This is a genomic window from Candidatus Auribacterota bacterium (assembly GCA_026392035.1).
Taxonomy (GTDB): domain Bacteria; phylum Auribacterota; class Tritonobacteria; order UBA1439; family UBA1439; genus JAPLCX01.
The window spans coordinates 16726-36896 of the sequence record JAPLCX010000016.1 but is presented as its reverse complement, the minus strand read 5'-3'; the positions used below and the strand labels follow the sequence as shown (position 1 = coordinate 36896).

22 protein-coding genes are annotated in these 20171 nt (G+C 55.8%); 4 read left to right on the top strand and 18 right to left on the bottom strand.

Annotated features, from left to right (window positions below; translation table 11 throughout):
- Positions 1-640: 640 nt before the first annotated feature.
- Positions 641-988, bottom strand: a complete 348-nt coding sequence (locus tag NTX71_01665) for a nucleotide pyrophosphohydrolase (protein MCX6338611.1) — start codon at positions 986-988, stop codon at positions 641-643.
- A 19-nt stretch (positions 989-1007) separates the two neighbouring features.
- Positions 1008-1655 (bottom strand): hypothetical protein, encoded by a 648-nt coding sequence (locus NTX71_01660; protein ID MCX6338610.1) that lies wholly within the window; start codon positions 1653-1655, stop codon positions 1008-1010.
- A 377-nt stretch (positions 1656-2032) separates the two neighbouring features.
- On the opposite strand from NTX71_01660, the gene NTX71_01655 reads away from it, so the two are divergent.
- Positions 2033-2545, top strand: coding sequence for a hypothetical protein (locus NTX71_01655; GenBank protein MCX6338609.1), 513 nt, complete (start codon positions 2033-2035; stop codon positions 2543-2545).
- Positions 2546-2589: 44 nt separating this feature from the next.
- Here the strand turns inward: NTX71_01655 and NTX71_01650 are convergent, their stop codons facing one another.
- Both NTX71_01650 and NTX71_01645 read right to left on the bottom strand, forming a co-directional pair.
- Entirely contained in the window at positions 2590-2997 is a 408-nt protein-coding gene (locus tag NTX71_01650) for a hypothetical protein (GenBank protein ID MCX6338608.1), read from the bottom strand.
- A gap of 16 nt (positions 2998-3013) precedes the next feature.
- The gene (locus tag NTX71_01645; protein ID MCX6338607.1) at positions 3014-3247 is read right to left on the bottom strand and encodes an Lrp/AsnC ligand binding domain-containing protein; all 234 of its coding nucleotides are present in this window, start codon (positions 3245-3247) and stop codon (positions 3014-3016) included.
- A gap of 205 nt (positions 3248-3452) precedes the next feature.
- On the opposite strand from NTX71_01645, the gene NTX71_01640 reads away from it, so the two are divergent.
- Positions 3453-5012, top strand: a complete 1560-nt coding sequence (locus NTX71_01640; protein ID MCX6338606.1) for an MBL fold metallo-hydrolase — start codon at positions 3453-3455, stop codon at positions 5010-5012.
- A gap of 117 nt (positions 5013-5129) precedes the next feature.
- Here the strand turns inward: NTX71_01640 and NTX71_01635 are convergent, their stop codons facing one another.
- The 3 genes from NTX71_01635 to NTX71_01625 form a co-directional block, all read right to left on the bottom strand.
- Positions 5130-7283 carry a M4 family metallopeptidase gene (locus NTX71_01635; GenBank protein MCX6338605.1) on the bottom strand — a complete coding sequence of 718 codons (2154 nt, stop codon included), beginning with the start codon at positions 7281-7283 and terminating at the stop codon, positions 5130-5132.
- Between the two features lie 198 nt (positions 7284-7481).
- A complete protein-coding gene (locus NTX71_01630; GenBank protein ID MCX6338604.1) occupies positions 7482-8951 on the bottom strand; it encodes a hypothetical protein in 1470 nt (489 codons plus the stop codon).
- A gap of 5 nt (positions 8952-8956) precedes the next feature.
- On the bottom strand, positions 8957-9565 hold the full coding sequence (locus NTX71_01625; GenBank protein ID MCX6338603.1) for a hypothetical protein: 609 nt from the start codon (positions 9563-9565) through the stop codon (positions 8957-8959).
- A 504-nt stretch (positions 9566-10069) separates the two neighbouring features.
- On the opposite strand from NTX71_01625, the gene NTX71_01620 reads away from it, so the two are divergent.
- Together NTX71_01620 and NTX71_01615 are read left to right on the top strand one after the other, a co-directional pair.
- Complete coding sequence (locus NTX71_01620; GenBank protein MCX6338602.1) at positions 10070-11200, top strand: hypothetical protein; 1131 nt, start codon at positions 10070-10072, stop codon at positions 11198-11200.
- 313 nt (positions 11201-11513) lie between these two features.
- Positions 11514-12068, top strand: a complete 555-nt coding sequence (locus tag NTX71_01615; GenBank protein MCX6338601.1) for a polymer-forming cytoskeletal protein — start codon at positions 11514-11516, stop codon at positions 12066-12068.
- 329 nt (positions 12069-12397) lie between these two features.
- Here NTX71_01615 and NTX71_01610 read toward each other — a convergent pair whose 3' ends face one another.
- From NTX71_01610 to moaC, 11 genes are all read right to left on the bottom strand, one after another.
- Positions 12398-13624 (bottom strand): tetratricopeptide repeat protein, encoded by a 1227-nt coding sequence (locus NTX71_01610; GenBank protein MCX6338600.1) that lies wholly within the window; start codon positions 13622-13624, stop codon positions 12398-12400.
- Complete coding sequence (locus tag NTX71_01605) at positions 13597-13911, bottom strand: hypothetical protein (protein MCX6338599.1); 315 nt, start codon at positions 13909-13911, stop codon at positions 13597-13599. Before NTX71_01605 ends, NTX71_01610 begins: the two co-directional genes overlap by 28 nt.
- 14 nt (positions 13912-13925) lie before the next feature.
- Complete coding sequence (locus tag NTX71_01600) at positions 13926-14396, bottom strand: hypothetical protein (GenBank protein MCX6338598.1); 471 nt, start codon at positions 14394-14396, stop codon at positions 13926-13928.
- A 4-nt stretch (positions 14397-14400) separates the two neighbouring features.
- On the bottom strand, positions 14401-16113 hold the full coding sequence (locus NTX71_01595) for an AAA family ATPase (protein ID MCX6338597.1): 1713 nt from the start codon (positions 16111-16113) through the stop codon (positions 14401-14403).
- A 402-nt stretch (positions 16114-16515) separates the two neighbouring features.
- Positions 16516-17040 carry a hypothetical protein gene (locus NTX71_01590; protein ID MCX6338596.1) on the bottom strand — a complete coding sequence of 175 codons (525 nt, stop codon included), beginning with the start codon at positions 17038-17040 and terminating at the stop codon, positions 16516-16518.
- Between the two features lie 17 nt (positions 17041-17057).
- Positions 17058-17414, bottom strand: coding sequence for a DUF1844 domain-containing protein (locus NTX71_01585; protein MCX6338595.1), 357 nt, complete (start codon positions 17412-17414; stop codon positions 17058-17060).
- Between the two features lie 45 nt (positions 17415-17459).
- Entirely contained in the window at positions 17460-17828 is a 369-nt protein-coding gene (locus tag NTX71_01580) for a hypothetical protein (protein ID MCX6338594.1), read from the bottom strand.
- Between the two features lie 25 nt (positions 17829-17853).
- Positions 17854-18375, bottom strand: a complete 522-nt coding sequence (locus NTX71_01575) for a hypothetical protein (GenBank protein MCX6338593.1) — start codon at positions 18373-18375, stop codon at positions 17854-17856.
- A 106-nt stretch (positions 18376-18481) separates the two neighbouring features.
- Positions 18482-19045 carry a MogA/MoaB family molybdenum cofactor biosynthesis protein gene (locus tag NTX71_01570; GenBank protein MCX6338592.1) on the bottom strand — a complete coding sequence of 188 codons (564 nt, stop codon included), beginning with the start codon at positions 19043-19045 and terminating at the stop codon, positions 18482-18484.
- A gap of 46 nt (positions 19046-19091) precedes the next feature.
- A complete protein-coding gene (locus tag NTX71_01565; protein ID MCX6338591.1) occupies positions 19092-19529 on the bottom strand; it encodes an MOSC domain-containing protein in 438 nt (145 codons plus the stop codon).
- Positions 19530-19594: 65 nt separating this feature from the next.
- Positions 19595-20146 (bottom strand): cyclic pyranopterin monophosphate synthase MoaC, encoded by a 552-nt coding sequence (gene moaC / locus NTX71_01560; GenBank protein MCX6338590.1) that lies wholly within the window; start codon positions 20144-20146, stop codon positions 19595-19597.
- Between the last annotated feature and the right edge of the window lie 25 nt (positions 20147-20171).

Below are 20171 nucleotides of genomic sequence, written 5' to 3'. Positions count from 1 at the left end.
CCACTTCACCCCACTATCTACCAAAATGTATATTACCAGCCCCACTTTGTCAATGAAAAAAATCATTTCTTTCAAATTTTTCTTATGTTTCAGCCAAAGTATGTTTTTATGTCATCACTGATTTTTGATGAGCAATGGGTTAGAAGGTGTGAAAAAATCAGCATTAAGGTTGTCATTGCGAGGACGCCGAGTCCCGCTAAGCGGGACGAGGCGGACGCGGCAATCCGACCCAAGGGGTCGTCCCGAGCGCAGCGAGGGATCTAGGCGAGATCGCCACGTCCCGAAAGCTTTCGGGACTCGCGACGCTTCGCGGATTGCTTCTCCCGCTTAACGGGATCGCAATGACAATTTCTCATATCAGTGTACACGCGCTGAAAATACGATTTTTTCACACCTTCTGACCTATTATTTTGCTGAGGCAAAGCGTGTGCGCTTCTCCCAAATTCCCACAGTGTGTTAATAGCCGACGCGCAAGTGTCGGCTACGAGCAATAGAGTCACTTGGAGAAGCGGCAATGGGGAGGCTTATACCTGGCCGGCAAATCAGGAGAGGAGGATAGAACAACTACACGGCGAGAAGATTAACTCGGTGGACAAACTGGCTGCTCCGTATTGGTATGATATGAATTGCGCCTGTCTTCCTACCATTTGCCCCTGCAGCGATCTGCCGGATACTTTCTGCGATTCTTTTCGATTTTTGAGGCGATGCACGCGCTCAGATCCAGCCTGAGCGTATTACACAGACTGAGAATATAGATAGAGATATCGGCAATTTCCTCTTCAATTTTCTGCTTCATTTCGGGAAGCGTTGATCTGGACCGCGCTTCATCGACATCCATCCATTGGAATATCTCCATGAGCTCGGCGGCCTCAATGGTGATTGACATGCTCAGGTTCTTGGGTGAGTGGAATTGTTCCCAGTCCCTCTCCTCGATAAAGCGCGCTATCTGTTTCTTGATCGTGCTGATCGTCGTGGTCGAATCTTTCATATGGTTTCATCCTCCGTGCTCATGCCAGTTCATTCTCGATCTTCTTCACCAATCGCTGTATTTCAGCGAGGTCGCCCGCGGGGAGGAGTTTCAGAATCTCAATATCCCGATGGAGGGCCTTCAGCATTCCCAAAAGCCTTTTCAAGGCGGCAATCTTCTTCTTCCTCCTCGCCTCTTCCGGCTCCAGCTCATCTCTCTTCTTCAGCAGGGAGGTCAGATCTCTCCTCGCGTCCCTCGCATCCTTGCCCCCTTCGAGGACATCCTTCTTGAGTTTCTCATAGTCGCGCTCGTCCAGCCCCCCCTTCGCCCTCCTGAGCACGTCAATGGATTCATACCCCGGTACAGAGGCCGCCTCGGCTGATTCAATATACTCCTGACGAAGGTAGGGCGCCGCCTCTCGCTCGAGAAAATAGTACGATTTCAGGAGCTTCAGCGCCGTCTGCTTCCTGATGCCTACTTCCTTTGCGGTGTACGCGTCAAAGGTGAGGTATCCCCATTGCGCGTACATCTTCTCCTTCCAGACCGAATAGAGCGCCTGGCCGAGTTCGATCCATGAGGTTTTAAAATCCTTTGCGATCCTCAGGAGGCGGTATCTCAAGGAGCGCTCATCCACGCCCCGCATCCTCTGTTCGATCCGGTTGAGCGCTTTCGACTTTATCTCGTTCATCGTTTAGATCCTCGATTTGTATTTCACCACGGAGACACGGCCTAAAGCAGCAACAACAGTTTCTCGTTTCTAGTGTGCCAGCTCAAAGATAACTTTCGTAATCATGTCATTGCGAGGAGTCCCGGCGAGCCGGGAAAGCAATCTATTGTATTACAATGAGTTGAGATTGCTTCCCCCTCTTTGCGGGATCGCAATGACAAATTAATTCAAGGCAATTCTGAGACACCACACTAGAAACGAGAAACTGTTGTTACTGTTTTACAGATCTCCGCGCTCTCCGTGCCTCCGTGGTGGAAATTAAGTTAATCGAACCGTGATGACAGTTGACGGGGCCACACACATACCGTAGTATATACCCCAAAAGGAGGCCTCACGCCATGAAGATTCACCACCTCGTCATCGCCCTTGCGGTCACCACCGGGACCCTCTATGCGGGAGGGATGGATGTCAAAGTGAATAAGGATGCGGTTGCAGTGAGCCCCGTGGATCCGCAGGGCGCGGTCACCATCACCGGGCCACCGGGGTGCGTCTTCGGCATGGCACCTATTCAAATCATGGCCCAGGACAAAAAGAACAAAATGACCGCTACCGGCTCGGTGATGCCAGACGGGAGCTTCGCTCTAAGGCTCCCCGCGAGCCCCAAGAATTCTATAAAGCTTATTTTTGCAGGGGCGGACGGCAAAAAGAAAGACATCAAGGTAAAAATCCCCAAGGGCGCGCTCGTCATCCCCCCGCCGCCCGCCGGGATTACCATCCCTCATGGTGAACCGATTGACCAGGGAGCTCCCGGCGCACCCCCCGGTGGCCGAGGTGAACATCTCCCTCTACCGAGCAATGACCAGATCAATAGAAGCGAGAAAGACCTTAACACCTCGGGCATGATTGAATAACGCGATTGACAGCTGTGTGACCAGATCGAGGGAGCCAGTCGGATTCAGTAGGGGAATCTGATCTTTTCCTTCCTGATAGAGCCATCAGGCTGGTGCAGGACTGACCCCACGAACCTGTCGTCAATGAAATAGATCGTGCGCATGGCAGGTTTCTCGCCCGCCCTGCTGGAGTAGTAGTAGTTCCACTTGCGGTTGTAGCTGATACCGTTCTCGCGGTGCGCCGCCTTCCCCACGCCGAGCCTCTCTCGGGGCTCTCCGAATTTTCTTAACACGCGCTCATGGTCGGCGAGTTGCGTCTTTTTCTCGCGGCGCGTGCGCACCATATCGCCGAGGTTCCCGAGAGCCTCCTTGAGCCGTTCGCACCCGCAGAGACTACCGATCAGCGCCACCGCAATGGAGATCATGCCGAGGCGCGCCATCAACGCTCGTCGTGGATGAGTGTGCTTTGTCATGGCAGGTAACATCGTCCTATTCCACTATGATATTTGTCATAGTGCGCAGGACACCGGGAACGTTCTGTATCCGTGAGACAATAAATTCTCCCAACACGTTGACATCATCCCCCTCGACGAGCACAATGATGTCGTAGGGCCCCGTCACGGCGTGGGCCGACTTCACCCCTTTTATTTTGTTTATCTCCTCGCAGATCTCTATCGCCTTCCCCTGCGTCGCCTCGACAAAGATATATGCAGCAACAGCCATAGCCCACCTCCCTCTCGCGCCATGAGTGACATTCGGATTCCCCTCACTCCCCCTGCTGCAATTATAGCAAGGGGCATCACCGGGGCAAGCGGAAAAAGCATACCACTGTAATGGGTATATGCTATGATTGCGCCCATGTAAGCGTTCCGGCGACCCGACCGTAAGTTGAGGCCCCCGACGCGCGGATTTCAAAAAGGAGGGCTCCATGATTCCGTTCAGGAAAAGGATACCACGCTGGTTCACGCTTCTCTTCTCCTTTGCGCTCCTCGCTGTTGTCTGTTCGGGTATCCAGGCAGAAAAATCCCCCCTCACCGTCTATTTCCTGGATGTGGGCCAGGGTGATTCCACTGTGATCAGCTCGCCCGCGGGGAAAGTAGCGATCATCGATGGCGGCATGGGAGGAGACCAATATAAGAAGAAAGATAAGGCGAAGACGGTCATCATCCCATTCCTCAAGTCCAAAGGGATCAAGAAGTTGGATGCGGTGATCATGACCCACGCGGACATCGATCATATTGGAGGCTTTGTCTACCTGCTTGAAAACACCAAGGCGGGCAGCGAATACCCGCTTGAGATCAATGAATTTTTCGATCCGGGGCAACCGCACACCACCTATCTCTACCAGGACCTCTTGAAATCGGTGAAAAAACGTCCGGAAGTAAAATATCGCATCGCGAAGAGAGGAGACCTCATTGACCTCGGCGAGGGGGTACGCGCGGAGATGGTCGCCCCTGACCACATCTATGAAGATCCCAACAACTCCAGCATCGTGCTCAAGCTCACCTATGGCAAGATATCGCTCCTCCTCACCGGAGACGCGGAGGCGGAGTCAGAGAAAGCCATGGTCAAAAAATATGGCGATGCGTTGAAATCAACCGTGCTCAAGGCCGGGCACCATGGTTCCGCAAACTCCTCGAACGATGACTTCCTCAAACGGGTGAAACCTGAAGTGGTGGTGATCAGCGTGGGCGAGAAGAACAAGTTCAAACTCCCGTTCAAGGAGGCCATGCAGCGCCTGGAGGCCACCGGCGCCAAGATATACCGCACGGATTATCAGGGAATGATCACCATCTCCACGGACGGTGAAACCTATAAGGTGACGACGGAGAAGGAAGCGCCGCCGCCCGAAAAGAAATGGGATTTTCAGAAAGTGCTGAAAGAAGAAGAGAAGATCAACATCAATACCGCCTCAGAGGACGAGCTCGAGACGCTGCCGCGGATCGGCAAAATCAAGGCCCACGATATCATGATCAGGAGGCCTTACGCCTCAATTGACGATCTGAGAAGAGTGCCTGGGATAGGGGCAAAAATTATGGAGAGGCTCAGGCCTCTGATCACCGTCGGTCGTCCGGGGAAAGGGGCTGCCCCCGCTCATGAAGGCACCCCGATCAACAGCATCAGCCCGAAGGATGTAGGGAAGAAGATACCGACGCTCACCGGAGAGATACGAGCGGTCAAGGTATTCAGGGATGAGAAGGGGAGAACCCTCATGCTCAGAGACAGCACGGGCACCATAGACGTCCTCATCTGGAAGGATCTCTACGAGAGCATACCTCAGAGAGAAAAGCTCGCAGAGGGGACGCGGATTCAGGTGAGGGGGGAAATCGGCAGCCACGAAGGCAAGCTCCAGATAAAGCCTTCCGTTCCTGGCGATATCCGGATCGTGGAAGAGGAGAAAACAGAAAAACCCGCAGGAAAAAGCGCCACGGCAACCCCCGCTGCTCCCGTTCCAACCGCGCCCCCGACGCTTAAGCGGGCTGCTTGATATCCCGCCTCATCGCGTGGCGTCGGATTGGCGGGCATTTTTGAAAAGCTTCCCCACGGCATCATCCTGGGCGGAGAAGGCATCTACGACGCTCGTGTATCGAGACCTTCCCATTACTCAGCGCACACGGACTGTGACCAAGCCATAGTAAGTGGCATTCCCCCTCACCTGCGGGACGGCGGCGGGAATGAGGGCGGTTTCAAAGAGATAATTCCCCAGAGGGACCGACGGGACAAGGGTGTTGAGCACATACCCGGAATACCCGTACGGCAGCCCTCGAACCTGCGCGATCCTCCCGTGGAACCGCTGGAATGAGTTGTTCCAGACAGTGAGGACCTTCCCCTGTGGCATGGTCACGATAGAATAGGCATTATAACCTGACGGGCTGCTGATTATGGGCGGCACCGCCACTGTAACGGCGAGGGGCTGCCCTTTGCTCACGATGGTGACCCCCGAGCCGATCCCGACCGCAGCGAAGGAGTTCATCACCAGGTAATAGTCGTCGCCCATCCCGTAGAGGTCACTGCACGCCTGGAGGGCGAGATCGCGTAGCTGGCTAAAATTGGTCGTCGTGGTGCAATACGCGGTCTGCGTCCGGTACCAGACCTTCTCGCCCTTGTCCAGGCCGATCGCCTGGCAGATCAGGTAGAAGGTGTGCGAGATGATGGACATGTTGATGTGCACGCCGCCGTTGTCCTGATCGGTGGTGATATATTCGCTCATGTTCGCGGGCATTGCTCCGAATGAATACGGCTCTGGATTGTATCCGAGGTGCGGGTTCTCAAGGTTGCGGCAGTAGCCGGGCGAGGCGAGCCAGCACCCCTCCGCGTTGTACTGCCACCGGTTCTCGAGGGCGCAGGCAAACGAGTCAGAGAACGCCTCGTTGATGGCGCCGGACTGGTTCTTGTATTCAAGATTGCAGGTGTAGTTCGTCACGCCGTGGGTGAGCTCGTGGGTGACACAGGTGAGAGATCCCGATTGCGAGCGGGCGGTTACATCATCGCCTACGCCGAAAAAGACGGCCCCCTCTGGAAAGTACGAGATCCCCTTTGACCACATCGCGTTGGTCGCATCACTGCCGAACATGCAGCTCACATTGACAAATATGTTCATTCCGGCGTTGTTGATGCTGTTCCTGCCGAAGTGGCTCTGCCAGTAGTCATACACCAGACCCGCATTATAATGGCCTGAAAAATCGCCACGGGCATAGTCCCTGTAGGCCAAGCTCGTATAATTGGTTGTTGTATGCGCACACATTGGCGAAGGCAAATAGGCCGAGGTTACATCCTGACCCACTGCACTTACAGTTTGGATATAACCCTTGCTTGTTGATGGATTGAACATCGCTTTGCTGGTATCCACGAGGCCATAGCCGCTGATCGAATAGCCGTACAAATCCCAAAATGGTATTGTATATGGCCACGGAGCCCAATCCAACCAGTAGGCGTATGTCCAGTTCTGACTGTAGCCGTGCACCGTCAGCGTCTCGCCGAGGACACCGATCCCGGTGAGCATGGTATCCTGGTACTTCGTATCGTTCCATTTGTCAATGATCGTCCCCGCCTTCGCGTCCACAAAGCATTTCCACTCCGCGAATGGCTTTTTCGTCACGAGGGTGAGGCACCAAGCGAGATGATAGGCGCCGTCCCTTGGATAGATCATCAACTCGGGGCCGATAGTGTTGTGTATATCATCATCAATGAGGCCCAGCGCGCCCTTCGCGATCCCGATCGCCTCCTCAGCGGTGATGGCCGGCGCCGTATCGAGCGAGATATCGGGCAGGTAGTTGCCGTTCACCGAGTTGAGGTTGCCCTCCTTGTCAAAATTCGCGACGAGATCGCCGCCGTACACAGGGATTCCATTGTGCTGTTGAGCGAACCTGATCGTGAGCAGGCCGGACTGGTCTATTTCATTGCTCCGTGTTCTCAGCTCGCCCTCCGCGTCACGCATGCGGAATATGTCCCTGTTCTTGTTGAGGAAATCTCTCGCCATTGCCTCTGCACCCGCCCCGGCTTTCGCCCCGACAGTAAATTTGCCGGAAATGAGATACGGCATGCTGTTCTCATTATATTTGATATCAAGCGGCTCATTGGATTCGCTCCTCATCCGTTCAACGGCGTTGAGCTGCGCCTTCGTGGCCATCTTCACTGACTTCTGTGCCGCCGGCCTCCCGATCGTGTACTCCGTGATTTTCCCCGGATAGTACTGGCCCATGACCGTCACCGGCGCGATAATGAGCGACACAAGCAGAAATATAGCCCATCTCTTCATAACTCCTACCTCCTTCCACTCTATTTCTTAACTATAGTATATCATAAAGAAAAGGAAAGCGCAAGCTACGCCAGCAATTGCGATTTTCCTCAAATTTCCGCACAATACATCCCACGGCTAAAGCCGTGGACTACGAAACCCAAATGTATTATCCAGCATTTGACAGCAATGTTGCAAAGCAACGGCAATGGCTAAAGGCTAATTCAGCGTGAACGCGGTTGAATAGACCGGACCGAGCTCGGCGCCCGTCCAGGCGTCCCAGGCTCCGCTCTCGAGGTAGTAGGTCCCCGGCTTGATGTTCCTCCACCAGAGGCCCGTCAGGTACAGGCCGCTTATCGGCGAGTTGATGACGATCGGGGATCTCAAGTAAGTCACAGGGTAGCGATACATTCTCTTGCGCGCGGTAAGATAGAACGTCCCATAGTACGGCGTCACGATGCGGACATAAGGGTAGCAGGCGGAGATCGCATCAGTGTAGGCATAGATGTACATCAGGTCGCTACTGCTCGAGAAGCTCGTCCGGTCCGGATATGCTCTGATCGGGCATGGGGGGGGCGGTTCCGGCGTGGGGGGCGGCGGTTCCGGCGTGGGCGTCGGCGGGACCGGCGACGCGCCGCTGATCCGGATGACCGTAACTCCGGAGTGCGCCATACCGCCGTATGAACCGCCCCACGTCATGGTATGGTCGGCGTGGTCCCACGTATCGTGTATATATACCAGCGAACCCGAGGTGTCGTATCCGTACCCCAGCATCGTGTGTCCCTCGAGCTGTATGAGGACAGGATAGCCGGCATCAATTTCCGACTGGAAATTGGCGAAAGTGAATCCCTTGCCCGGGTCAGTGCCGGTCCAACCCTGTCTCTTTTGCGAATAATTTGTCGTCACGCTATAGCCGCGCGATTCCACGAAAAGCCGCAGGCCATGACATCCGTCATACGAGCCGGCAGGGTAACCGGTATAATCTTCGAGCGGATCGCCATTTAAACTATACCAGAACGTCGTCGATCCATCCTTGCTTGCGTACTTCCATTGACTGGTCCCCATGAAGTCGCCGGTACACTCACCCCAGGTGTGTTCCCCCCAACCGCCGGTGACATACGGGTCGGGGCCGGGCATATTCTCATCTATCCAATAGTCGTCCACGTGCCCACGTATTGTCCTGCCATCTATGCCATTATGCGTCACAACCAGCGGGCAGTTGCCGCAGGTAACAAGCGAGTATGCTGTATTTGCCCAAAAATCCTCGTTATTTAATGGGCAGACGCCTCCGTTCGACGGGCCCATATACATGTTCGGATACCCGTTCCTGTCGAAATGCCCCATCGCCATGCCGGCGGATGTCGCCGAACATCCGTAGCACCAGTTAAAGGCAGGCATGTCGGGTATAATATTGACGCCTCGTGCGATATCCGACGCCGGAAGTTTAACTGCCTCTCCCCTGAAATTTTTTGGAGGGGGACACGGCGGGACCACAACCATCTCCAGGAGCCTACCGTCTTGCCATACTTGCTTTGCCACATACGGACTCCATGACCGGACGCCGTATTGATTGAGGGGCGGCTGTTCATCAGCAGAGCTATTTGACGGCACCGCGGAAACAAATACGGCCCCCGCCAGGACGAGGCAGAATAAGAACCGAAAGTCCCTCTCAAAACTCCGCGTTTTCATAATCGCTACCTCCCTTCAGATAGTTGTGCGACTAAGTTTACAAACTCATTTTCCGAACGGGCGTATCGCTCGACATCACCCGCGAATGAGAAGTTGACTGTCCTGACGGCGCCATTTTCCACGATGAACTCACAGAGGTGCTCATTGTACGTGCCCGACCCCAACGACCGGTATGCCCTGCCGCCCTTTACCGGCGCAAGGAGCGCGATAATCCGGGAGCCCTTCTTATACACCCCGTGGTACTGGGCCGGCCCCGCCGACTCGCCCACGATCACCATCCCGCGCTCCTCGCCCGCGGCCGGGGTGCACTGATATCTTGTCGAGCCGGGTTTCGTGTAGGATTCCTCAATAACAAGATCCCCGCCTGCGTACTGCCCTTTTAATATTTTTTCAACTTTGAGGACAGCGTCCATCCTGACTTCTTTCCCTGCGCTGACAGGCCCTTCGGTTTCTTTCACCTCTCTTATTTCTCCGACAACGACAAGATCCGCCTTGAGGATGAGCTCCCTCAATTGCGACATGCCGAGAGGAGGTGGAGGAGGCTGCATGGCAAAGCCTATTTTTGAAAGAACGACAATCAGTGCTGCATGTTTGACAAGGGTTGATAATTTCATCAGATAAAAACCAACGATATTATGAACGCGCGCCCATTAATCAAGACGTCTGCGCTTTCTCCGATTCCCCTCCATATATGGTAGATGTTCCCTGCCTGCCGGCGCGTGCCTGCAGCGCTAATCAATTATCATTACAATTATCGCTGAAAACATGCTCTTTGTCAATAGAACTGCCTCATATTAAAGGGCCTCACATTAATGTTACCGGAACGATTTTTTAAACTTTTAGCCTCCAACTTTAAACCGTAGGCCGGATCAGCGTTTATCCGCGTTCATCCGCGGCTATCCCCCATAACTGAGAAGGTGTGAAAAAATCAGTATTAAGGTTGTCATTGCGAGGACGCCGAGTCCCGCTAAGCGGGATCGCAATGACAATTTCTCATATCAGTGTACACGCGCTGAAAATACGATTTTTTCACACCTTCTGAGATCCATTATTGTGCTGCGTCGAAAGACCTTCCCACAATGCCCTCGATAATAGTATAATTTTATGTAGAGGCACTTATGGAACAGACACAGACAGCAACCAGCGGCGAAAATGCCATCAAGGGGAACATCCTCCTCTTCTTCTGCTACGAGCTCGCGTATGCCGTGAAGGTTGACACGCTGGAGAAGCTACTCCGGAAGCAGGAGACGGAGGGGGTCCTCTCCCTGCGCCGATCGAAAAGCCACTACCTGCGCTTTGAGAGCTATCCCCTCGTCATCAAGCTCGGCGAGGAGAAGTTCCAGCTCCAGAACCTCCCGGAGACGGCGCTCGTTCAGGCGCGCGTGTTCGATTTCGGCGTTGTCAGTCTGTGCTTCAATATACCCTTCTCAGGCGATTTCAGGGGGCTCGCCGCAAAGGCATCCGCGCTTTCGGAGAGCGATATTTTCCCCGACCTCGCCACCGGCTATCTGAAAAAGATAAAGAAATTCGTGGCGCCCGCGCTCCACAGGCCGATCGACAGCAATCTCGTGGAGGACTACGCGATATTTCACGTCACCGAGCTCGACGAACCCCTCACCGGCCAGCAACTCCTCCACATGCACGGACCTGAGATCGCAATGATCCTCAGGGCCGAGGAGCGCAGCCTGAGCGAACAGGAAACGGCGAACGCCCTCTCGAACAACATCTCATACTATCCTGAGGATGTCCTGGTGGTTGACTGGGACCGCGCCTTCCTCTACGACAGGGAGGATCACCGCGACCACATCAACATCATCGAGTACGCCAACACCAAGCTCCTCGACATGCGCTATTACGACCGCTGGCTCGACGGTGAGCTTGACACGATCCAGCGGGAAATGCAGCTCGAGGGATTGCGGGCTCCCCTCTTCAACGCGGCCCGCTACCGGCGGTTGAGCAGGCGCACGATGATGCTCATGACCGATGTGCTCTGGCTCATTGATCAGATAGATAATTCACTCAAGGCGATCGACACGCTCTACGCCGCGCGGGTGTACCGTGCGCTCGGCAAAAGGCTGTACCTCGACGAGTGGAAAAGGGGACTGGATCGGAAACTGGAAGCGCTGCGGGACATATCGGGCACCCTCAATATGAAGATCTACAACCTGCGCTCCACCATACTGGAACTGGCAATCGTCATTCTCATCGTCGTCGAAATCATCCTTTTCCTCGGCTGGGGATCCAGATAAATCAGGGAAAGTCGCGGTTATGAGGTCTTGCCACGGACCTACACGGATTATTACAGATGCTCGCGGATACTTACCAAAATCAACCCGTGCACATCCGTCAATCATCCCTGCCTACGCCGAAGCGGAGCTCCGGCTCCGCGCAGGCAGGCGTGAGAATCAGTGGCGAACAACTTTGTTCTACACCCTATCTGGGGCATTACAGTTGCGGGTTTTTCGGCATTGACAACCGTGGAGCAATCTGGTTAAATGCTTTCAATAAGTTGAGAAACTGCATACACCGTGGCGGTGAAAAAACCGCGGGAGGAGGAGGTTCATGAGCAACATCTTGAGGAGGCTTGGCGCAAATGGAGCGAGCACAAGCATTCCAAATTACCCAAGCCGGGAGGAGGGACAGAAGATGGTCATCCAGGATAAGCTTCAGCAGCCGATATCTCACAGTGAGGTTAAAGAGACTGTGATCAGCCCCGATGCGGAGTTCAAGGGCTCCCTCAAGTTCAAGGATTCACTGAGGATAGACGGCACTTTTGAAGGTGAGATTGACTCTCAGGGGACGCTCTTCGTCGGCAAAACCGGTGCGGTAAAGGCCGAAATCCACGTGGGTAATCTCATCGTCGAAGGCAAAATTGAGGGGAACGTCACCTGCGATGACAAGATCGAGCTCAGGGCCACCGCGAAGATGTTCGGCGATATCCAGGCGGCCCGCCTCACCATCGCCGAGGGTGTGAACATTGTCGGCAAGTGCTCAGTGAGCGCCCAGAAGCCTTCCCAGGAAGGGATGAGACAGGAAAAGCCGTCCCGCCCGGACTTCAAGAGAGGGAAGGACGATAAGCCGGGCGAAAGAACGGGGTCACCGATAATGGCCGATTGACGCGCTCATCGCCGGCCGATTCTCAATCTATACTTCACGGGGGACCGTAAGGCCCCCCGCTCTTTTCCTGCCCTTGTTCATACGTCTCTGAATCCCGTCAATGAATTCCAACGTGTGAAATTTTACGTAAATTAGGCCCCGCAAGGCGGGGCAACTTATAAAACATTGAAATTCCTAGACATTGAATTAAGGAGCCGACACTGAAGTGTCGGATCGATCTCTCACAGGGCAGGGCTACTTTTTTTCGCAGCCGAGACTTAAGTCTCGGCTGCGTGGTGATATGCAGGAAAGCCCACGCCCGCATGTACGCCATCTGGATTCCTGCCGCGCTACTCCTGTTTCTTCAGCCTCTCGAGGGCTCTCCGCCCGAGTGAGGAATCATATCCGTAGAGTTTTGCCGCGCGCTCCAGGTGGTACCGCGCCAGTACAAACCGGCCCTGCTTCTTGTAGTTGATTCCCGCATTGTAGTGAGCCTCGGCATTGTTCTGATCTTTCTCAAGTATCTCTTTATACTCCTTGATCGCATCCTCGTTGCGGCCCATGGCCCCGTAGAGAAATGCCAGATTGAGCTTCGCGCCGGGGTAATCAGCTTTCAACGCGATCGCTTTTTCAAATGACTCCTGCGCATCGGGAAACCGGTTGATGTGCATGAAAATCAAGCCCAGGTAGTTATACACATAGGCATTGTCGGCATCCAGGCCGAGGGACGTCTGGCACTCCTTGTGCGCATCCAGATAATTTCCATCACTGATATGAACCCACGCGAGGTTGGTATGGAGCGACGCCTCGGCAGGTGCTTTCTCTATGCCCCTTCGATATACCTCCGCGGACTTCGCGAGATTGCCCCTCTTCTCATAGTACTCACCGAGCGCTATATACGCGGGGACGAACTGAGGATTCCCCTCTATGACCGAGATATATACCTCAACCGCCCGCTTCCCTTTGCCCAGTTTCTCATTGATGAACCCGACCCTCATCTGCGCCTCGGTATCCTTCGGTACGATCTTGACCAGCTCCGTGAACTCACCGAGCGCGCCCTCGAGGTTCCCCTTCTTGATGAGCGCCTCTCCCCTCAATCTGCGTGTCTCGGGGGACCCGGGGGAAATCGCCAGTGCCTTCTCCGTGATCGAGATCACTCCGGAAATATTCCCCTCCTCCATGTAGCGGGCTCCAAGCTTGCGATACGCCTCCTCCAGCGTGGAGAGCACATCCACCTTGGGGTCGAGCTTCTTCGCGCTCTCGTAGTGGTCCACGGCGCTGCGGTAATCGCCCTTCTCGATGCACACACCGGCGAAGCCGCGGTGCGCGGCGGCGACACGCTCCTTGAGATCGGTCCCGGGAGCGAGCGACTGGGCTTTGGTAAACATCGTGAGCGCCTTGTCATATTGCCCGCTCTCCATGAACGCATTGCCGAGCCGGAGGTAGAACTCGGCCGACTGTTCAGGCTGCTCCTCCGCCGCAAAGAGCTTAACCGCCGCGCTGCTCACCATGAGCAGCGCCATGAGCACAACTCCCATACGGGAGACATTCATTGCCCTTCCAATCTTTTCTCGCATAGCTTCAGATACTCCTCCGCGGCTGAATTCGAAGGGTCAATCTGCAACACCTTCTCGAATTCAATCGCCGCGCGCCGGTATTCCTTTTTTTTGAACAGATCGCGCCCGAGGGCCGCCATATCAAGCACCGTGCGGGCCTTGCGCTCGGCACGCGACAGCTCCGGAGGCTGCCCACCCTCTCCACCCGCCGACTGCTGAGGCCCAATGAGCGCCACGCACGAGAGAGCGATAAGGATACATCCCGACGCGATGGCCTCAATTCTGTTTCGTTGTCCGAATCCCGCCATCTGATCTCCCACGCCTACTCCACGCTGAGCGTGTACTCCCTTCCCCGATAGCGGAGCCGCACACCGTCGAGGCCAATCTTCACCACCCTGGCGCCATCAATCTCGCCGCCCACGGTCAGCGGCCTGCCGTTGAGAATGGCGAGCGGTTCAGTTTTATCCCAGAGCACGCCTGAGAAATGAAGCGGGGGGAGCGCAGGCTCCTCCGGCTCGCCTCCTCCCCTGGAGATGCCGGCTGCCCGCGCCGCCGTGGGGGCTGCGGCCGGCTGAGGGGAGGAATCCTCCCTCTCCACGGCTCGCCCGCGCGGCTGAAGATAGTACGCGATCCCCGTGACAAGGACAAGCGCGGAGAGAAGAATCGCCGCGCCCATCCATACGCGCGCACTCGCAGGAGCTGGAACAGAATCTGCGGAAAGGATCTTCCCGGGCAACGTGTTCTTTGCCATGCCCTCTTCCGCTTTTTTCAACGCTTTCAGAATCGTGCTCATGCCTTCAACTCCGTGAGGCCTGGGGTGCAAGGCGCGGCACATCTCTCCCCCCCCGCGCACTCATGATCAGGATATTCTCATTGATGCCGGCCACGCCATCCTGGGGGAGGCCACAGCGCGCCTGTAAACGCCTGACCGCTTCCGCGGTGCGCGGGCCGTACCATCCGCCCTCGTCAACCGTCAGTAAATTCATTCCCCGGAGACCGGCCTGGAGTTCACTGACAGCAGGACCGTTCATACCGGGGGTAAGGGCGCCGGCGAGTGTCACATTGACGGGATAAAAGAACGTGGCCTTCCCCCGGAGCCGCGCCTCCAGCTCCGAATTTTTGAGAGAGAACTCGGCGCCGTTCCCGCGCGCCAGCCCTGCGACGCCCTCTCGCAGGGATTTCAGAACAACAAGCATCTCCCCCTCACCGGAAATTCCCGCCACCCTCACAAGGCAGGGGAGGTTCGCTCGCGACAGAAAATCAATATCAGCCCAGCACCCGATGGCCTTCATACCGCACCTCCCCGCGAGGGTATGCAGATCCCTCTCTCCCTGAGGCATGGCGTGAGAGACCTCCCCGCGATTCCATAACTTTGCGAGGAGCAGCGCTGCCCCCGCCTCCGTATTGGGAGCGGCAACAGGCTTTTCGAGAGGGGGGACGGGAGCGAGATGCCATTGGTTTCCGGCGACCACCGCAGATTGAACGGGGGCAGCCTGTTTTATTCGCGGCGCGTGCCCGGCGCCCGCGCCCTGCGCGGGAACCAGCGCGTGCCTCATGCCCATCGAGTAATAAAACAGGAGGCCGAACACAGCGAGCGCACAGATCCCGGCAACCGCTGCCTTCCAGAAAAGCGGCAGCCGTGAGGAGCGCCTCCTCCCCCGTGACGCCCTCGGATGCTTCTGAATCTCAGCGATCGCCCGGCGGATCATTCCATCCGTTATCCTATTTTTATTCCGTACATACCCGACGAGCAGCGCGCGATCGCAGAGGATATTTATTTTTCGCGGGACGCCTTCCGAATACAGGAATATCCGTTTCAGCGCCGGCCGGCTAAATCGCACGCCGCCCCTCCCCGTTTCTCCCGAGCCGTCTTTCCCATCGCCGCCGGAGGCGACATTCAGGCGATGATGGATGTAGTTCACGGTCTCACGATAATCGAGCGGCTGTAGGTGGTAGGTCACGCTGATCCGCTGCGCCAGCTGCCTCAAGTGAGCGCTCTCGAGTTTTCCCCTCAGCTCCGGCTGGCCGACCATGATAATCTGGATGAGCTTTTCCTTTTCAGTCTCCAGGTTGGAGAGCATCCGTATCTGTTCGAGCACGGGCATCGCGAGGTTCTGGCACTCGTCGATGAGGACCACGACGGTGCGCCCGCGCTCGTGCTGATCGAGCAGAAAACGATTGAGCTCGTCAACGAGCTCCTTATTCGACTGTGCCCCCCGGTGGCAGCAGAGGTCTTCGTTGATCGCCCGTAGCAGCTCTTTCGCGGAGAGGAAACTGTTGAGGATGAATCCGACCTCGGCCTCTCTTTCGATCTCCTTGATCAGGGTCCTGCAGAGCGTCGTCTTCCCTGTCCCCACCTCCCCGCTCACGAGCATGAAGCCCTTGCGCTCCCTGATGCCGTAGAGCAGATGCCCCAACGCGTCCCTGTGCTGCGTGCTGAAATAGAGGAAGTGAGAGTCCGGCGTGAGATTAAACGGCCGCTCCTTGAGGTGATAGAACTTCGTGTACATAGGCAACTACAGCTGAAGGTTAAAAGCTGAATGCTAAAGGCAATGATTTAATATCACCGGTTACACGTTCTCCTGATCGAGAAGTTCTTTTATCTGTCCCTGCACATCTCTCGCGTGCCGAATATCGAAAATGGTGCTACGGATCTTGCACATGCTCTGTGACCTGGCGAGGTCTTATGATATCAAAAAAATGCATGATGAGGAAGAAAAACGGCCGTTCCCTTGTAAGGGGTCACTTATAGAGGTGGGCCACGGATCCCGCTAAGCGGGACGGATTATGACGGATATTCACAGATGAAAAGAAAGCTTCATCTGCGGCCATCCGTGTGGTTATCCGTAAAAATCCGTGGATATTCCTCTTATTTTCCCCCGTAAATGAGGCATTACTTTCCCTCGCTCCGATCAGACGTTCTCCAGCGCGAGGAGATCCCTCACCTGTTTCTGCACTTCTCTCGCCTGATGGATTCCAAGGCCGGGATCCTCGATGAGAAAGGATTCACCGCTGTCGGGAAGTTCATACACGATAATTTTCCTGCCTGTCCCAGGCTCGATCACCTTGTCCCGGGGGACGAGCCTCTTCTTGCGCTCCATCATCAGCGCGAGGATGTAGCGGAAGTTCACGTGGGACGGCTCCTGAGCGTTCAGGTATTTCCGGAGCAAACGCTCGACCGTGCTCTTCGCAATCGGCTCTTCCCGCTGCTTCGGCGGCTCGGCCTTATACCTCCCCTGCCAGTAAGAGATATATCGTTCGCGCTTCCCCGGCTCCACCTGCTCCCAGCATGAGGCGCAGTAATCCTCCCGGGTGATCGCTTCACCTCCCATGAAGATCATCGAGAAGTAATCCTCCCCGCCTGCGAAATCATGCCCGCACCCGAGGCAGCGCTTCGCGCGCTTCAGACTCGCCCATTCCCGGCCATCTCGAAGCATGCCTACCCCCTCTGCGTTCACCCCTGTGGAACTTTATCTTCCGGGGGAGGCTTCGCATCCTCATCCCGGGAGCTTGCCGTCTCCTCTGCCGCAGGCTTCTCTTCCCTGCGGCTGCTCTCCTCAACGAAGTTCAGCTGGAGCGTGTTCAGGCAATTGACGAGTATCCGATCCTCCTCGAGCGAGACATTCCCCTTTGTCTTCACCTTCAGGGTCTCCAGGAGATCGATGCTCCCCCGCGCTGCTTCAAGATCCTTCTCCACCTTGCCCGTCACGGGGCTGGCGATCTTGCCCATGGCGATCCAGGCAGAGTTGTAGAGGCTCAGGACGAGCGAGAGAAACCGCGCCTCGTGAATTGCATCATTCGTGTTCTTCATATCTCTATCTCCCCTCTCCCACACTCAGGATTTACTCTCGGACCATCAGCTATCAAACACCCCGTCAAATGCCTCCTTGAAATCGTACCCCCCCTTAAAATCGTCCCTGCTGTCCTCCTCCGTTTTATTGAGCAAGCCATTATCAACAAGGTTGAATACCACCTCTCCCACATCTTCGCATCTTCGGATGCCGCAGTGTTCAAGGACAGTTCTCGCCATGGGGCCGTACCGCTCAAGGGCGTAGCGACGCACCCCTTCCAGGAGCTCCCTGCCGGCGACATGCCTCCGCTTCTTCACCATGCGGTACGTGTAATCCAGGGCTTCTAAAACGAACTGGTACGCATCGAAGGTATATCGCCGATCACGCGCGATAATGCTGCAGACAATCTGTTCGGCGGATTTATTTTTTTTCATTGTGAAAAACGATCGCCCCGCTCCGTCACTCTCCCGGGTGAACGGCGTTATAGGCAATCCGGTAGCGCGCCTTCTCATTCGGGGAGAGCGAGTTAATGTTAGCCTTCTTGAGTTCGCTGTAGGTCGAGCTCGCGTACATGACGAGCACGGTTATCCCGTCGAGGATTTCCCCCTCCATGCTCCTGTGGCGATCCTCAAACTGAGCGAGCCTCGCCGTCCCCACGCCGAGGAGCCGTTTTAGAAAACTCTTATCCGCCTTGAGCAGCGCCTCGTGCTGTATCATGACCTGAGCTGCCTGCGCCGCGTCATAGATGAGATCAAGGTACTTCACAAATATATTTTCGCTGCGCCAGCCCCTGTTCCCCCTCAAGGCGCAGATCGCCTCATAGCGCGCCTCGCTGAGACGCTTCAGGATCTCTTCGATCCTGCCCCGGCGTTTCAAGATCGAGGCATCTGCGCGCCGCGCCTCGAGCAGCTCTATGCAGCATCGGTAGTGAGCGTCCCGCCGCGCGAGGTGCACGGCTCTATTCATTGAGATATTGACCATATATTAAATCCCAAATCAAAAATCCCAAACAATCGTAAGGCAAAAGTAAAAACGCAAAAGTCAAAACTACAATTCAAAATTCAAAATATAAAAATAGTTTTGGGCTTTAACTTTTGGTTTTGCCTTTTTGCTTTTGACTTTTTACTTTCCGCGCGCATTCCGTGGCCTCTCCACGGAGGAGCGCCAGCGCGTGGGGGATCGCCGGCCATACCGACGAGAGGCACTCCGCCGCACCGCGCGGGCTGCCAGGCAGCGCGATGAGGAGCGCCCGCCCGCGGGTACCCGCGACCGAGCGACTGAGAATGGCATTCGGTGTCATCTCAAACCCTTGACGGCGCATCAGCTCAGCGATCCCGGGTATCGCTCTATCGATGAGTGGAAGAATCGCTTCCGGCGTGACATCACGCGGGCCGATCCCCGTCCCCCCCGCCGTGAGTACGACGTCGAGCCCCTCACCGTCTGTCATCTGTTGCACGGCTTCCTGAATCGCTCCTATCTCATCGGGGACGATCGTGTGCGCGGCAATCGCAGCATCCGCCGGCGGAAGCACCTTCTCCAATGCCCCGACGCAACCGTCCCTCCGCAGGCCCGCCGCCGCCTTATCGCTCACCACCACGACGCCCACCCTGATCGCGCTCGCGTTTCCGCCCCCTTCGCGCCTCGATCGCATCAACAGTGTGCCCCCTGATTAATAGTAACGCGTAGACCTGACCCCTTTATGGCGGGACCAGATCAACAGAATCCGCCACCCTGATGACACCCCCCCTCGTCACCCGGGAAAAAACGCCTTCCTCGGGCATGATGCAGGAGCCGACCTTGCGGAAAATCGCGCACGGTGCGGGGCATTTCTTCCCGAGTTCGGTGACCTCCACGATGCCGTGCTCCCCCAATTTCAACCTGTCCCCAACCCTCAGGCTCCTGAGATCGATTCCGACAGTGGTGATATTCTCCCCGAATGAGCCATACCAGATCGCTGCGCCCTTCGCGCGCATGGCGAGCGTACGCTCCCACGCAAGCAGGCTCACCTGCTTTTCACCCGGCCCACTATGCGCATCCCCTTCGATACCCCTGTCAACGATCAGCATAGCTTGTGAAACCGGACTCTTCGGCCCACCCTTGGTCGTGCTGATATTGATTGATTTGATATGACCCATAACGATAAATCCGAAATCCCAAACTCTAAACACGAAACAAATCCAAAACTCGAAATCAAAAACACTTAATACTTCTGGTTTGTGATTTTGAGTTTGTTTCGAGTTTCGGGTTTCGAGTTTCGGGTTTTATCAGAACGTCCTCCCGTTTTGCTGACAAGGCGAATTTCAGAAATCTTCATCGATTTATCTACTGTTTTACACATGTCGTATATCGTCAGCGCCGCCACGCTCACCGCCGCGAGGACCTCCATTTCCACCCCGGTCTTGCCGACGAGGCGTGCGGCCGCCTCGATATCGATGCGCGCGCGTCTATTCCGGACGCGCGTCTCGAAACCGATGGAGATGTGCGTGAGGCAGAGCGAATGGCAGAGCGGGATCACACAGTCGACGCGCTTGGCAGCCATGATGCCCGCGAGCCGCGCGGTATTGAACACATTCCCCTTGGGGATTTTATCACGCGTGATAAGGGAGAGCGTATGCGGCGCGAGTGTCACCCGGCCGCGCGCGACCGCCTCACGGAAGGTGTCGGATTTGCGGCTGATATCCACCATGGATACCCTCCCCTCACGGTCAACGTGGCTCAACTCCCTGCTGGCTGCTCTTGTTCTCTTGCGCATGGCGTTGTGGAGAGGGGGATGAGGA

Coding starts and splice junctions, on each gene's coding strand:
- NTX71_01665 (MCX6338611.1), bottom strand. CDS start 988: ATGAAAGATTCGACCACGACGATCAGCACGATCAAGAAACAGATAGCG.
- NTX71_01660 (MCX6338610.1), bottom strand. CDS start 1,655: ATGAACGAGATAAAGTCGAAAGCGCTCAACCGGATCGAACAGAGGATG.
- NTX71_01655 (MCX6338609.1), top strand. CDS start 2,033: ATGAAGATTCACCACCTCGTCATCGCCCTTGCGGTCACCACCGGGACC.
- NTX71_01650 (MCX6338608.1), bottom strand. CDS start 2,997: ATGACAAAGCACACTCATCCACGACGAGCGTTGATGGCGCGCCTCGGC.
- NTX71_01645 (MCX6338607.1), bottom strand. CDS start 3,247: ATGGCTGTTGCTGCATATATCTTTGTCGAGGCGACGCAGGGGAAGGCG.
- NTX71_01640 (MCX6338606.1), top strand. CDS start 3,453: ATGATTCCGTTCAGGAAAAGGATACCACGCTGGTTCACGCTTCTCTTC.
- NTX71_01635 (MCX6338605.1), bottom strand. CDS start 7,283: ATGAAGAGATGGGCTATATTTCTGCTTGTGTCGCTCATTATCGCGCCG.
- NTX71_01630 (MCX6338604.1), bottom strand. CDS start 8,951: ATGAAAACGCGGAGTTTTGAGAGGGACTTTCGGTTCTTATTCTGCCTC.
- NTX71_01625 (MCX6338603.1), bottom strand. CDS start 9,565: ATGAAATTATCAACCCTTGTCAAACATGCAGCACTGATTGTCGTTCTT.
- NTX71_01620 (MCX6338602.1), top strand. CDS start 10,070: ATGGAACAGACACAGACAGCAACCAGCGGCGAAAATGCCATCAAGGGG.
- NTX71_01615 (MCX6338601.1), top strand. CDS start 11,514: ATGAGCAACATCTTGAGGAGGCTTGGCGCAAATGGAGCGAGCACAAGC.
- NTX71_01610 (MCX6338600.1), bottom strand. CDS start 13,624: ATGCGAGAAAAGATTGGAAGGGCAATGAATGTCTCCCGTATGGGAGTT.
- NTX71_01605 (MCX6338599.1), bottom strand. CDS start 13,911: ATGGCGGGATTCGGACAACGAAACAGAATTGAGGCCATCGCGTCGGGA.
- NTX71_01600 (MCX6338598.1), bottom strand. CDS start 14,396: ATGAGCACGATTCTGAAAGCGTTGAAAAAAGCGGAAGAGGGCATGGCA.
- NTX71_01595 (MCX6338597.1), bottom strand. CDS start 16,113: ATGTACACGAAGTTCTATCACCTCAAGGAGCGGCCGTTTAATCTCACG.
- NTX71_01590 (MCX6338596.1), bottom strand. CDS start 17,040: ATGCTTCGAGATGGCCGGGAATGGGCGAGTCTGAAGCGCGCGAAGCGC.
- NTX71_01585 (MCX6338595.1), bottom strand. CDS start 17,414: ATGAAGAACACGAATGATGCAATTCACGAGGCGCGGTTTCTCTCGCTC.
- NTX71_01580 (MCX6338594.1), bottom strand. CDS start 17,828: ATGAAAAAAAATAAATCCGCCGAACAGATTGTCTGCAGCATTATCGCG.
- NTX71_01575 (MCX6338593.1), bottom strand. CDS start 18,375: ATGGTCAATATCTCAATGAATAGAGCCGTGCACCTCGCGCGGCGGGAC.
- NTX71_01570 (MCX6338592.1), bottom strand. CDS start 19,045: ATGCGATCGAGGCGCGAAGGGGGCGGAAACGCGAGCGCGATCAGGGTG.
- NTX71_01565 (MCX6338591.1), bottom strand. CDS start 19,529: ATGGGTCATATCAAATCAATCAATATCAGCACGACCAAGGGTGGGCCG.
- moaC (MCX6338590.1), bottom strand. CDS start 20,146: ATGCGCAAGAGAACAAGAGCAGCCAGCAGGGAGTTGAGCCACGTTGAC.